This window comes from Candidatus Acidiferrales bacterium, from assembly GCA_035515795.1.
Taxonomy (GTDB): Bacteria; Bacteroidota; Ignavibacteria; order Kryptoniales; family JAKASW01; genus JAKASW01.
Genome location: DATJAY010000005.1, coordinates 176,898 through 190,095, shown reverse-complemented (window position 1 = coordinate 190,095; position 13,198 = coordinate 176,898). Strand labels below are relative to the sequence as shown.

Genomic DNA, 13,198 nt, shown 5'->3' with positions numbered 1-13,198 from the left:
CAAGAAAATAACATGGAGGTACTTACCATGGCATCCTATGAGGATGGATTCCGTATAGCGACCAACGTTGGCGCTATGAACGCGTATAACGCGTTAAACTCAATCAATCAACAGCTTCAAACAGCACAGCTTGAACTCGCGACTGGAAAGCGTGTCAACAGCGCTGGAGACGATCCTGCCGGGTATACAATCGGCATGAAATTGTCGGCCCGTTCCGCAGGATTAAGCCAGGCTCTGACGAACGTAGGCGATGCTCAAAGCGTCCTTTCAACAGCTGAAGGCGGCTTGCAAGCAATCAACAATATTTTAGTCAACGTGAAAACGTTGGTTATGGAAGCCGGCAACGCAGGATTAGGTTCCGACGAACTTCAGGCCCTCGTCACCCAGGTCAATGACTACATGAATGAAATCGGTCAGACAATTTCCCAGACGAAATTCAACGGGAAAGCCCTGATCGATACGACATTCACCGGCGAGTCGTTCCAGGTCGGCGCTGACAGTGGAGATACCCTGTCCGTCAGTATATCGACCGCGGTTGACTCTTCCGCGTTGAGCATGAACGCCATAAGCACTGCGAACATCGCTTCTGCGCTTTCGAGCGTGGACAGCGCTATCAACACTGTTTCATCGGTGTTGCAGTATGTCGGTTCTCTTGAGTCCCGGTTGAGCTTCAAGACGCAAGTGCTCAACACATCGATCACAAACGTCGATGCTGCTGCGAGCGGAATAATGGATGCTGACATTGCGAAGGTGCAGGTCAACGCAACTAAGCTCCAGATCCTAGAGCAAACTGCTACCGTGCAGTTGGCGCAGGCGAATTCCATACCTGCTGGAATTTTGAAACTGTTCCAATAACAATTGAGAGCAGTATCCCGTCAAACAGGCGGGATACTGCCTCCTTATAATTAAGGTGCAGCCATGGAAGCCGTAGCATATAAACCAAAGCGTGCGTTTGAAGGATACAAGAAGAATGAAATAATGGGCCTCACGCCCGTTCAACTGATTCTCAAATTGTACGATTATGTTATTGTGAACAGCAAAAGACGCGATCTGTCTAAAGTGAATGCGGGTCTGACGCAGCTCATTGCGGCGCTAGATTTCGAATATAAAGAGACTTCTCTCGGTTTTTTTCGTTTGTATAGATACTGCCAGAGCGAGGCGAGAAAAGGTAATTTTGAGGAAGTCGAGAATGTAATCCGCGAGCTTCGCTCCGCATGGTCAGAAGCTTTCAAGTTATCATAATTCGAGATAGAAAATGTCTTCCGTAACATTGAACACAAACTCATCATCGAGCTCTTCAATCGACCAGCTCGTCTCAGAATATATTACTTCAATCAGCCAGCCAGTCTACCAGCTTCAGTCGCAGCAGTCAAGTATCAATTCACTCATTTCCACTTACAAGAGCATACAGTCGAATCTGTCAAGTTTTCAATCGCAAACAACAAGTTTGAAGACCGTCGGGTCTCTGTCTCCACTCGCAGCGAAAACGGTCTCGTCCTCGGATCCCTCTATTGTTACCGCTACTGCACAAGCGACTGCCGCATCGGGAACTCATAGTTTATTAGTAACACAATTAGCGAAATATGACACGCTGGTATCGAATCAATTGTCGCAATCTGGGACGGATATTTCCGCCGCTGCCGGCACCGGGACTCTCACATTTTCCATAAATGGATCAAATAATAAGATTAATGTCGGTGTAAATTCAGGCGATTCCAACTCAACCGTGATGGCAAATATCGCCGCCGCAGTGAATGCAGCCAGCATAGGAGTCACAGCTTCAGTCGTCAACGATACGAGTTCCACCGCGAGGCTCGTGTTCACGAGCAGCAAAAGCGGCTCAGCAAATGCGATCAACGTCGCCGACATTTCCGGAAATCTGCTCCAGGATGTCGGCTGGACAAACAGCATCATCAGCGGACGCACCGCGTCTACGGGAACAAGCGGAGGATACATCAACAGCTCCATCGATTTGTTGGATGCTAACTTTACATTAGACGGCATCGAGATCACACGGGGTTCGAACACGATCACTGATGTTCTCAACGGCGTAACCTTAAGCCTTGGGGGCACACAGCAGCCTACAGACGATCCGGTAACGCTGACGATCGCACCGGACACGAACGCAATCCAATCTACCGTTCAGAATTTTATCAATTCTTATAACACACTGATTTCGTCATTAACACAAAACATGAGGGACACCACAAGCAGTTCTTCTGGCAGTTCCAATGCTGCGGTCACCCGTGCCCCGCTTGCGGGCGACGTTACATTCATGAACCTGCAGATGGCATTGCAGAATATTCTAATGAGCCCGGTAAATTCCGTGAAAAGCGGTAACCCTAATTCGTTGAACGCAATTGGCATAACTCTCAATAATGACGGAACCCTTTCCCTCGGCGACCAGTCCACATTTACGAGCGCTTTGACCTCGAACCCTTCGGCCGTGAGCGATTTATTCAATTCTACTGACGGAGTTGCCGTGCAGCTCGACAACCTGGTGAAATCATTTTCACAGCCGGGTGGAGTGATGGACCAAAAGATAAACGGATCGCAGGACCAGATCAATTCGATGAATGACATGATAAACTCGATGCAATCAAGCATTAACATTCAGGCTGATGCCATGCGCAGTCAATTCACCGCGTATGAGTCACTCTTGATTCAGCTGAACCAAACCCAAAGCTCTCTCAGCAGCATCTGGAGTAACATGTCAACAAGTGGTTTGTTGTAGATCTTGCAGTGTGAACTTAAAATGTTGATTTAAGAATCGATATGAATACAGAAGCGAAAGCGTTGAGAATAACTCGTAGTTTAGCGGAGAATGCCTCCACGTTAAGAAAGTCGGTAAAAGACGGCGATTTGAGCGAATCTATGAGGCTAATGGGTGAACGTCGTGAACTGGTCGAAGATTTGAAGGCTCTCGTCGAGGTTAAAGTCTCAACAACAAGTTCCGATATATTAGATGAGATGAATTTGTTGATGAAAAATATACAACAGGACGTTTCCGAGGCAACGAACGTGATAAGAGCAAAAACCACCACGCTGCTAAAGGAACTCGCCAATATGAGAAAAGCGAAGGACATCGCTACTTATGCCGCCCTGCGGCATCTCCCGCCAGAAAATATTTATTTGGCGGGGCCTCGCAAGGCGGTGGCCACATATCCTGTTTCAATAGTTAATGAGCGGGATAAGACTTAAGGAGGGCGCTATGGCTATTAACCCAATTGATTCTGTAACAAGTTTTGAAAACACGAAGGAAGTCAAGAAGAAAGTGGATCTTTCAGAAAAGCAATCCGTACAAAATACAAGCGACAAGGTGGAGCTCTCACCTGAAGCTAAGAGACTTCATGACGTGCAGATTCAAAATAAACTCTCTGAGATACGCAGCAGGATCGAAGGAGGCTTCTACAACTCCGACGAAGTACTCAACTCGGTAGCAGGTTCGATTATCAAAGTCATTCGAAACGGATAAATATTTTTTTCCCGTTTCTCGTTGCATTTCTTCTTTAGCTCGAATAGACCGCGAGAGCGGGCCCATGTAGTTTCTGCCCGGCATTTCTCCGTCAACACTCCAATATCGCCAACCCTCTTATGCATAAGCCTGATGCTACTTGATTTTCCACCCTTTCGTTGATAAACTGGACATGAGTAGAAGGAGCATGAGGAACTTCAAAACCATCCTGGTGACGTTATGGCTTTCTGCCGCGATTCTCAACGGCTGCGCTCCGGACGCACCCCGCGATAATCCTTTAGACCCGGGTTCGCCCAACCACACGACCGATGGAAACCTTTCAGGGAAAGTGCTGATTTTGAATTCACTCAGCGTAGGAATCTCCGGAGCATTGGTAACAATCGAAGGCACGAACTTGGCGCAGGTAACCGCGGCAGATGGAAGCTTCAGTTTTCCAAATGCGCCATCTGGAAGTATCTCTGTAGTGATAACAAAATCTTCATACCTAAACGATACGTTAAGAATAGCCATGCTCGTCGGTGGAACTCTCGACACGCTGGTTCATCTGGATGCACTTCCGCAGGCAAACAATGCGGTGGTCATAACAAACAAGACTGATCATTGGTATCCGGGACCTGTTTATACCGCATCGGTTTCTGCCAGCGTTACGGATCCTGACGGCCCCCTGGACGTGGACACAGTTTATGTGAAGATTGATTCTCTCACCTTCGGCATGAATTACAACGCTGCTCTAAATGTCTATCAGGTTACTATCAATGCGGATTCGCTCCCGAACAATGATCTCCAATGGCTTATCGGAAAACAATTTGAAGTTGTCGCGATCGACCGGGAAAACGGTATCGGGCTGAGCCCCGGATTTTATGTCACGAGAATCATAGAATCTGAGCCTTTACCAACGTCACCGTTTCAAGATACAACAACTAATTATCCGGTGTTCAGTTGGGGTCGGGTAATAGTTTCGTTCGAATATACTTACCAGTTGCAGGTGGTAAGCCTGGCGGGCGGAACAATTTGGTCAAAGTCGGAGATTAACCCAGGGACTAACCCAGATACAATAAATTACTCCTATCCGAGTTCTTTACCTGGATTACCCCACGGGAATTATTATTGGACTGTTGCGGTAGTGGACCAGTTTGGAAATAGCGCTTGCTCGCACGAAGCTGCTTTCTTCGTGCCGTCACAATAAGCTGGAACTCATATGTCTGATCATGTGAAGGATAATTTTACCGTATTATACGAAATAACCCAGAAAATCAATTCGATTCTCGATCGGCAAGAACTGACCGAGAAGGTGCTGGAGACTGCCATGGCGCATCTTGACGCCGAGCGGGGATACATCGTCATGGTGAACGAGCAAAACGGTTTTAACGTTGTTGCAAGCAAAAATTTCAGCAGCAGGAAGGAGGCCGACGAGTCTGCCGCATCTTCCTCCGTTATCAATAAGGTTCTTGCAAGCGGTGAGCCGATTATGACTTTTGATGCTCTCAACGACGAAAGATTTGAGGCGTCGCGCAGCATAGTGGCACAACAAATACTCTCTATAATCTGCGTACCGCTCCGCCTCCGTCAAACAGGTGCCGTCATACAAGACAAGACCACCGGCGCGATTTATCTGGACAGCACGAAGTCTCGACGGAAATTTAACGAGGAAACGTTGAAGTTCCTCGCGGTATTCGGAAATTTGGCGGCCGTTGCCGTAGAGAATGCAAGACAATATGATGATCTTAAAACTGAAAACACCCGGCTTAAAAATCAGGTTGCCAGCTCGGATCTTTTTCCTGGGATCATAGGAAAGAGCAAGATTTGGAAGGGAGTCTTGGATCTTGTCCACCGCGTTGTTGACACCGATGTCTCCGTTCTGATTACCGGCGAGAGCGGAACAGGCAAGGAATTGATCGCCCGCGCAATACATGAACAGGGTTCCCGGAGAGAAAAGCCTTTCATGGCAATAAATTGTTCTGCGATCCCTGAACAACTTCTTGAGAGCGAGCTGTTCGGATACAAGAGAGGTGCTTTCACGGGAGCAACTTCCGATAAGAAAGGTTTGATCGAATACGCGGAAGGTGGAACACTTTTTCTCGACGAAGTGGCCGATCTCCCGCCGTCATTGCAGGGAAAGCTGCTTCGTGTGCTTCAAGAAAAAGAGATAAGAAGACTCGGCGGGGTGGAAAATATCAAGGTTGACGTACGGATAATCTCGGCCACTAACAAGAGTCTCACCGAGGAAATCAAGAAAGAAAAATTCAGAGAGGATTTGTATTTCAGGCTCAATATCGTGGAAATTCACCTCCCGCCTCTCAGAGACCGTGCCGAGGATATTCCCGTGCTGGCAAATTTCTTTTTAAGAAAAGCCTCTGAAACGCATGGAAGATATGTGAGGAATATTGGCGGCAGTGCAATGGCTCGCCTTCTCATGCATCCATGGAATGGTAATGTCCGTGAGCTTCAAAACGTAATCGAGCGAGCAGTGGTCCTTTCAAGGAGCGACGAGTTGTCTGACGAAGATCTGAAGCTACAGCAGTACTCAGAAGAAGAACTTCTCCAAAGCGGACAAACCCTGGAAGAATTTGAACGAAGGCTCGTCGAAAAAACTCTTACCGAAACCGGCCGCAACAGAACTCGTACTGCAGAGAAATTAGGCGTATCACTCAGGTGGCTTCAATACAGGATAAAGGAATGGGGCGGTGAGTCAAAGTAGTTTTGCGATCCTGGAAAAAATAAGCGAGAGCAATACAACATCCGTTTATAAAGCGCACCAGAGCATCCTCGATAGAATCGTTCTGCTTAAGATCCTCCACAAATATTTGCTGCGCGATAAAAATCTGGCAACCAGATTCACCCGGGAAGCAAAAGCCTGCGCGATACTTCAATGTGAGAACATCGTGCAGGTGTATGACCTGACTGAGATCGACGGGGCGCCGGCTATCGTCATGGAATATGTGGAAGGGAAATCGCTGGAGAAAATGCTTCTCGACAGCGAACATTCCGAAGAACTGATGACAAAAGTCGCAGCTTCAGTTCTGAATGCGCTTTCTTACGCTCATGGAAAGGGAGTGGTGCACAGAGACATAAAACCAGGAAATATTCTTGTCTCGCAAAGCGGAATCATCAAAGTGACCGACTTCGGACTTGCCGCGGTTTCCAATGCGCCTTCGCTCACCATGGAAGGCAGTCTGATAGGCACGCCGGCATATATGTCTCCGGAACAAGCGCGGGGCGAGACCGTCGATGCCAGAACCGACTTGTTCTCGCTTGGAGTCACGTTGATCGAAACTCTTACGGGCGAGCAAATCCTTCGAGGTAGTTCTTATGCTGAGTGTATAAATAGAATACAAAACTTCCGTCCGGAATCAATTGAAAAATTGTCGGAGAAGTTTTCACCGATGATGTCTGAGTTTTTGAAGCGCCTTCTCGCTCCGGACAAAAGGATGAGATTCTCATCTGCAGAAGAGGCAGCCGATTTCCTGGACTCTCTAACGGGCGAGAGAAAAGGGATGAAGAAAATCAAGAGGTTGGTCGCGAAAGGCAAGAACAAACCGGTTCTTGCTGCGATTGGATTGGTGTTGATTCCTGCGTCGATTCTGATATACTTCTTCATCAACTCAACTGGGCGGGGCATGAAAACTCCCGCAACAAAGGCAATCGATACTTCCTACGGTGCCGTGGTGGAAAAAGAAAATCCCGGCACCAACATGAGAGAAAGTACCGCCGAGTCCAAGATGTCTCCTAAGAAAACCACCTTGAACGAAAATCCTCTGGTCCATGCTGTGCCGACGTCGAGTACATTGAAAACTGCTCATACATCGACCGACTCTGGATATATATCGATTACCTGTAACCCATGGGCTGAGGTTGATATAGACAGTGAGTACATCGGCAGGACTCCGATTGCCGGATCAATAAAATTTCCTGTCGGCAAACACACTCTCACGTTCAATAATCCGATCTTTGTGCCGATCGTGAAGGAAGTTGATGTACGCCCAAAAAATCTTTCAACGATAGAAGCGGACTTTTTGAAAAACGCAGGATATGTTTTCGTGACAGTTACCCCGTGGGGGGATATCTATGTAGATGATCTAAAGAGGGATACTACCCCATTGAGCAAACCTGTTATTGTGTCCGCGGGCGTCCGTAAATTGAGAATTCATAACCCCTCGTTTCAAGACATCATACAGAATTTAAAAATTAATCCGGGCGATACCTTGAGATTGAACTTCAATTTTCAAATGAATTCGAAAAACTAATGGCACGGTTGTTGAGATATAATACTGGAGTTACGAAGGTTTGGTGCAAATGAAATCGTGGAAATTGACAGCGGCTTTAACATTCGGGTTTTTCGGAATGGTTTATAATGTCGCGTGTTCGCAAGGTTCTTCGATTCCCGACATGCCGCGTCCGAGAGTCGGGATGTGTTCAGCACGGATAGGAGGCAAACTCTATCTCATCGGAGGAGGAACGCAAATTGTGCGGGGTCAACTCACGTCTGTCCATGCAACATCGACAGTCGATGCGTTCGACTTCAAAACTGCAACCTGGGACACGACCGTTGCTCCGTTAAACACTCCGAGGGCCTACGCGACCGCTGTGGCGCTCGGCGACTCAATCTATGTGATGGGAGGAGCCGACAGCGCAGGGGGGCGTATATTTAACACGGTCGAGGTGTACGACCCAACGAAAAACCAATGGCATTACTCGGAGCACATGAATGACCGCCGAGAAGGTGCCGCATCTGTAGTGTATGGCGACAGCATTTTCGTTTTCGGTGGAGCTGGTTCTGAGGGCTTTCGTCGGACGGTCGAATTTTATTCCCCGGCTACCGGAGCCTGGAGTGTGGCACCCGACACTGTAGTGTGGGGACGCGCCTTCCATCACGCGGTCAAGATTGGAAAGTATATCTACATTTTCGGAGGTTTGGTTGAAGTCGCGGAGATTTTTGCTCCGTACAGATACGTAGAAAGATACGACCTGGCAACCGGGGCATTACAGATAGGCTTTGCTTGGAAATATCCGCGAGCGTTTTTTGAAGTGGTTGTTAAAGGTGATTCTGTTTTTGCGATTTCTGGCTACGGCGCAGCGACAACCAACGAAGGGTTTTACGGAGACGTAGAGCTCCTTAACTTCGGTGCTTTAGGATCGGCATATGAAAACGAATCGAAAGTGTCACTGCGTATCCCAAGAGCAGGATTTATCGCGGATACCGGGGACGATGGGAATATATTTATATTTGGTGGAATCTCTCCTGATTACAACGGAGGAGAATTCGCTGTCCCTTCAGTGGAAGAGGTTCCGGACCCGAGCATGCAGTTGATAGGCGTTCTTGAACACAAGAATGCCAATCCTCAGGCTTTTTCATTGGCGCAAAATTATCCGAACCCGTTCAATCCATCAACGGCAATCAGCTATCAGATATCCTCAGTCAGCGAGGTGAGTTTAAAGGTTTTCGATGTTCTCGGAAGAGAAGTTGCTACATTAGTCAGTGCACATCAAAATCCCGGCGAATATGAAGTGGTTTTCGATGGGAGCAAATTATCGAGCGGCGTTTATTTCTACAAACTCACAGCAAGCGAGGTCGCGCCAACGACAGCAGGAAAGTTCATTGCAACGAAGAAAATGCTTCTGGCAAAGTGAAAACGGCATTGCGCCTTTTGTTTCTCGCTCCTTATTTATCCCTCTGTACTTTCCTTTGCGCGCCGGTTTTCTCGCAAACCCGCGCCGAGTTTGACTCAACCCTCTCGAGCATAAAATCATTGTACGACAGCGGCTCGTATATTTCATCTGAATTGCTCGCACGTCGGACGCTCGAGGAGAAAAATCTTCCGGATTCATTGCGGGTCCAGTTCGAAAAATACATAGCATTCTCATCAGTCGCACAAGGAAAGAACGATGCGGCAATTGGTCATTTCGAAAATGCTTTGGAAGTGGATCACAATTTCACATTGGATCCCGTTCTTACCTCCCCGAAAATTCTAGAGGTTTTTGAGATTGCGAAGGCAGAGGCACAGCGCCAAAGACAATCTGGAACTGCGCCAGATTATTCGTCAAAAGGAGGCTTTGTACAGAGCGATAATGAGGGACCGACTTTCAGAGCGGTCATTTTCCCCGGATGGGAACAGAGTTACCAAGGTGAGGAGGTCAAAGGTCACGTTCTTTTGGGGGCAGGGGCGGTCTCTGCAATATCATTTGTCTCTTTTGATTTTCTGCGCCGAGGCGCGCGCACAAGCTATCTAAATGCGTCCACTCCGAGTTCCGCCTCTTCCCGGTATAAGACGTACAATTTGTATTACCAATCTGAATTTTATTCAGCATCAGCATTCGTTTTAGTTTACGCTTACTCTGCAGTGGATGCGTTCATAAAACTTCCGCCGTATTTTAGTCTGGATTACACACCCAGGCAATCGACAGCAAACCTCGTCCTCAAGATCAGCTTCTAGTTAGCGAAAACCGTTCTGCAACTGTTGCGCACGCGCATGCACTTTTTGCAGGATCTTTTATCCCCCTGCAAATGTCCCTTCTTTCACATCTGTTTCCGATGGTTCTACGGCACACCGATTGAGTCATCCTTATTAAAAAAGAGGAAAGATAACATGCTCAGAAAAATATACTCTCTTTGGTTTATTGGATTGATGGGCACAATCCTTATGACCTCCGCAGTGCGGTCCCAGACGGTTGAGGCCGACTTTTCTCTCAGTGCGGTGCTAAATGCTGGTTATGTAAATTTGTCATGGGAACAGCTTTCGAACTTTACGGCAACATATTATCGCGTTTATCGAGCTGCATATGATCCCAGGTTGATGACCTTCGCGGCACCACATTTCACACCCATTGATTCAACTACGGGGACATCTTACACAGATACATTGCCTCCAATGATCGCCATTTATCCCCCGATACCTATTGCATACGTTTATTTGGTAAAGGCCTTCAACTTGTCCGGTGATTCTGAAGAGAGCAATATGGCTGCGGTTTATCTGTATTCCAACTTCAACAAAGACAAAGTCACGATCACTTCCACTCCTCCGCTGTACGCTACCGTTGACTCCGTCTACTCATATAAAGTCACCGCCGTTTCAGATTCGCCTGCTGCGGTTCTTCACTACCGCCTGGGTGAACATCCGGAACTCATGGTAATTGATTCCACCGGACTAATAACGTGGATACCGCAAGTGTCAGGATATAGAGATGTCGAGGTGATAGTTACCTCAAGCTTGGGCGGTGAGGCGAGACAGGACTTCGTGGTTAGGGTGGCGATGATCGATGCGCAGATTGCCGGCAATGTGTCGGATACTCTCGGGCAACCGCTTTCTCACGTCGTAGTCCATCTTTATAGATCTGCAATTCCTCTCACGATGATCGGAGGATTTATGCCTTTGCCCTGGGACTTCTTCGATTACAGAGCAGAGACTGATTCAGCCGGCAACTATTCGATAAATCATGTCGACGGCGGAAAATATTTTGTCCGCGCCATTCCTCTCGACCAAAATTATTTGCCGGAGTGGTACAACAATGTCCAGGATCTCAAAGATGCAACACCTATCGGAGTAACAAAGGATTCGACTTACAGTGCAAACTTCACTCTTAAAGGTCGTTTCTATCGACTTCCGAAGTTCACTGTTTCCGGAAGTGTTACAGACACAAGCGGGAATATCATGAAAGGTGCACTGGTTGTCTTCGCGAGAGCGGGATTCGTGTTCAACGAAGCTAAAGAAGATCTGAACGAATGGATAAACGACGAGAATTTCCGCGATTTCTTTGAAGATGCAATCCATGATAAAGGAATCAACCACCGTTTCGATCTCGATGACGTCCACTCACCGTACGTTTTCAGAACTCATACCGACAGTAACGGAGTATACAACGACACGCTGCCCCAAGGCCATTACGTTGCTTTTGCCTGGGCAAAAGGGTACTTCAGGACTTTCTATAATGACAAGCAGAACTTGTTAACCGCAGACATCCTCAACTTATTGAGCGATACCACCGGCATCAACTTCAACTTGATACCCGTACCTCCAGTGGTCCTCGGTCAAATCAGCGGCTCGGTGCTTGATTCAACAAGCGGTACAGGTGTCGCCGCGAGGATGATTGCTTTCAGGGACGTCTGGAATTATAGAGACACACTGAAGATGCATGTCGCTGGCGCCTACTTCACGGATGCGGATACTACAGGCACATATACGTTTGCCGACCTCCCGCCGGGATATTACAAAATTCTTGCGCTCCCGCTTGGAAGTTACGCACTCTCGTTCTATAGTCTTAGTGGTCCTACGGTGAGATGGAAGGAAGCGACCGCAGTTCAGATAGACGGCAATGCCGTCGGCGGAATTAATATCTATGTCATGCCTATCCCCGATTCGGCTTCCGGCTACGCATCTATAAGCGGCACAATCACAACCAGCACCATGCATACTGGTGTAAGCGGCGCAATTGTTTATTCAGCAGATGCAAATGGAAACATCATGGGTTATGGCATAACGGATGGTAACGGCAACTACACGATCACCGGATTGTCACAGGGTGCATTTAACGTGTTCACTGATGTGGTTGGATACAATTCAACTAGCTCAAGTGCATCGAGCACAACTTATAATTCAGACGGGACTACGTCGTCAACTATGGCTAATCTCTCCGTCGATCCTGAATCGCCGTTAGTTGTAAAGAATCCGACAGTTCAACCGACAACTTATTCTCTCGAGCAGAACTACCCGAACCCATTTAATCCGACAACACAAATCGCGTTCAGTATTGCCCAGACCGAGCGCGTAAGTATTACGATATATAACATACTCGGCCAAAAGATCGTCACAATTCTTGATGGCGAGATGAGCCCTGGACCGCATGTCGTTACATGGGATGGTCGCAACCTGCATGGCGAAGTTCTGCCGAGCGGGGTCTATTTCTATAGATTATCGACATCTAGTTTTTCGGCGGTGAAGAAAATGGTTTTGCTGAAGTAGTCGTCCCTATCGACCCTTCTACCCTGAGAGGCGGGCGGAGAAATCTGTCTGCCTCTTTTTTGTTGGGATAAGAAATCCAGTCAGAAAGTATCCCTTCCAGGCTTCTCTACTTATATGCTTGTTTCCTATCCTGAACACCTGTAAATTTTTTACGATTAATGAGAGCCATCGGAGTTTCCGCAAATAAACCAGGAATGTCGATGTTCCAAACATCTATGAAATCAGCTCTTACCATACTAGCCCTTACTTTTTTCCTCCTGGACTGCTGCCTCGCCCTTCCTTCCGCCACGGCAGCGGGCATGCATAAGGATACAATTGAATCTGCAGACACACTTTCAAGAATCGAAGACACGGTGTCCGTCAAAGGAGATTCACTTAACAATCATTCAGATTCCACGGCGGTCACGAAGGACACCCTCGACATAATCATCGGCACGGAAAGCTCGAACACGATACCGGGGTTTCGCGTGCAAATCGGCTCGACTTTGGATCTTTCCGAGGCTATTGGGGATCGAACAAGGGCGGAAACGCTTTTAGCCGACTACAACGTTTACATTATTTATGATTCCCCATACTACAAGATTCGCGCAGGTGACTTTCGAGCGAGGTATGACGCCTCTCAAGCGGCTAATTATATTACAGGTCATGGATTCCCGGGGGCCTGGGTCGTACCGGATAACGTTTTCAAAAATCCGCAGACGAGAAGCAGACAGTAGATAAGATGCAATAAGTAAAAGATGCGGCTTTGTACGGGAGAATAGAAGTCGAG

Annotated in this window: 12 protein-coding genes; all 12 read left to right on the top strand. The window is 47.6% G+C overall.

Annotated features, from left to right (window positions below; all coding sequences use genetic code 11):
- The first annotated feature begins 27 nt into the window (after nt 1–27).
- The 12 genes from VLX91_04610 (at nt 28) to VLX91_04555 (ending at nt 13,145) form a co-directional block, all read left to right on the top strand.
- Nucleotides 28–855: a flagellin gene (locus VLX91_04610; GenBank protein HUI29479.1), complete on the top strand. Its 828-nt coding sequence runs from the start codon at nt 28–30 to the stop codon at nt 853–855.
- Nucleotides 856–918: 63 nt separating this feature from the next.
- The gene (locus VLX91_04605) at nt 919–1,242 is read left to right on the top strand and encodes a flagellar export chaperone FliS (GenBank protein ID HUI29478.1); all 324 of its coding nucleotides are present in this window, start codon (nt 919–921) and stop codon (nt 1,240–1,242) included.
- Between the two features lie 13 nt (nt 1,243–1,255).
- Nucleotides 1,256–2,734, top strand: coding sequence for a flagellar filament capping protein FliD (gene fliD / locus VLX91_04600; GenBank protein ID HUI29477.1), 1,479 nt, complete (start codon nt 1,256–1,258; stop codon nt 2,732–2,734).
- Between the two features lie 41 nt (nt 2,735–2,775).
- Nucleotides 2,776–3,201, top strand: coding sequence for a hypothetical protein (locus VLX91_04595; protein ID HUI29476.1), 426 nt, complete (start codon nt 2,776–2,778; stop codon nt 3,199–3,201).
- Nucleotides 3,202–3,211: 10 nt separating this feature from the next.
- Complete coding sequence (locus tag VLX91_04590) at nt 3,212–3,475, top strand: hypothetical protein (GenBank protein ID HUI29475.1); 264 nt, start codon at nt 3,212–3,214, stop codon at nt 3,473–3,475.
- 187 nt (nt 3,476–3,662) lie between these two features.
- The gene (locus VLX91_04585; protein ID HUI29474.1) at nt 3,663–4,661 is read left to right on the top strand and encodes a hypothetical protein; all 999 of its coding nucleotides are present in this window, start codon (nt 3,663–3,665) and stop codon (nt 4,659–4,661) included.
- A 12-nt stretch (nt 4,662–4,673) separates the two neighbouring features.
- Nucleotides 4,674–6,173: a sigma 54-interacting transcriptional regulator gene (locus VLX91_04580; protein ID HUI29473.1), complete on the top strand. Its 1,500-nt coding sequence runs from the start codon at nt 4,674–4,676 to the stop codon at nt 6,171–6,173.
- Nucleotides 6,160–7,719 (top strand): serine/threonine-protein kinase, encoded by a 1,560-nt coding sequence (locus tag VLX91_04575; GenBank protein HUI29472.1) that lies wholly within the window; start codon nt 6,160–6,162, stop codon nt 7,717–7,719. Before VLX91_04580 ends, VLX91_04575 begins: the two co-directional genes overlap by 14 nt.
- A 49-nt stretch (nt 7,720–7,768) precedes the next feature.
- A complete protein-coding gene (locus VLX91_04570; protein HUI29471.1) occupies nt 7,769–9,103 on the top strand; it encodes a kelch repeat-containing protein in 1,335 nt (444 codons plus the stop codon).
- Nucleotides 9,100–9,906, top strand: a complete 807-nt coding sequence (locus tag VLX91_04565; GenBank protein HUI29470.1) for a hypothetical protein — start codon at nt 9,100–9,102, stop codon at nt 9,904–9,906. The genes VLX91_04570 and VLX91_04565 overlap by 4 nt, the downstream gene beginning before the upstream one ends.
- 153 nt (nt 9,907–10,059) lie before the next feature.
- Nucleotides 10,060–12,429 (top strand): T9SS type A sorting domain-containing protein, encoded by a 2,370-nt coding sequence (locus VLX91_04560; protein HUI29469.1) that lies wholly within the window; start codon nt 10,060–10,062, stop codon nt 12,427–12,429.
- A gap of 215 nt (nt 12,430–12,644) precedes the next feature.
- A complete protein-coding gene (locus tag VLX91_04555; GenBank protein ID HUI29468.1) occupies nt 12,645–13,145 on the top strand; it encodes an SPOR domain-containing protein in 501 nt (166 codons plus the stop codon).
- Nucleotides 13,146–13,198: the final 53 nt, after the last annotated feature.

Bases quoted from the DNA above. Each gene is read 5' to 3' on its own strand.
- VLX91_04585 (HUI29474.1), top strand. From the start codon at position 3,663: ATGAGGAACTTCAAAACCATCCTGGTGACGTTATGGCTTTCTGCCGCG.
- VLX91_04610 (HUI29479.1), top strand. From the start codon at position 28: ATGGCATCCTATGAGGATGGATTCCGTATAGCGACCAACGTTGGCGCT.
- VLX91_04605 (HUI29478.1), top strand. From the start codon at position 919: ATGGAAGCCGTAGCATATAAACCAAAGCGTGCGTTTGAAGGATACAAG.
- VLX91_04560 (HUI29469.1), top strand. From the start codon at position 10,060: ATGCTCAGAAAAATATACTCTCTTTGGTTTATTGGATTGATGGGCACA.
- VLX91_04570 (HUI29471.1), top strand. From the start codon at position 7,769: ATGAAATCGTGGAAATTGACAGCGGCTTTAACATTCGGGTTTTTCGGA.
- VLX91_04555 (HUI29468.1), top strand. From the start codon at position 12,645: ATGAAATCAGCTCTTACCATACTAGCCCTTACTTTTTTCCTCCTGGAC.
- fliD (HUI29477.1), top strand. From the start codon at position 1,256: ATGTCTTCCGTAACATTGAACACAAACTCATCATCGAGCTCTTCAATC.
- VLX91_04580 (HUI29473.1), top strand. From the start codon at position 4,674: ATGTCTGATCATGTGAAGGATAATTTTACCGTATTATACGAAATAACC.
- VLX91_04595 (HUI29476.1), top strand. From the start codon at position 2,776: ATGAATACAGAAGCGAAAGCGTTGAGAATAACTCGTAGTTTAGCGGAG.
- VLX91_04590 (HUI29475.1), top strand. From the start codon at position 3,212: ATGGCTATTAACCCAATTGATTCTGTAACAAGTTTTGAAAACACGAAG.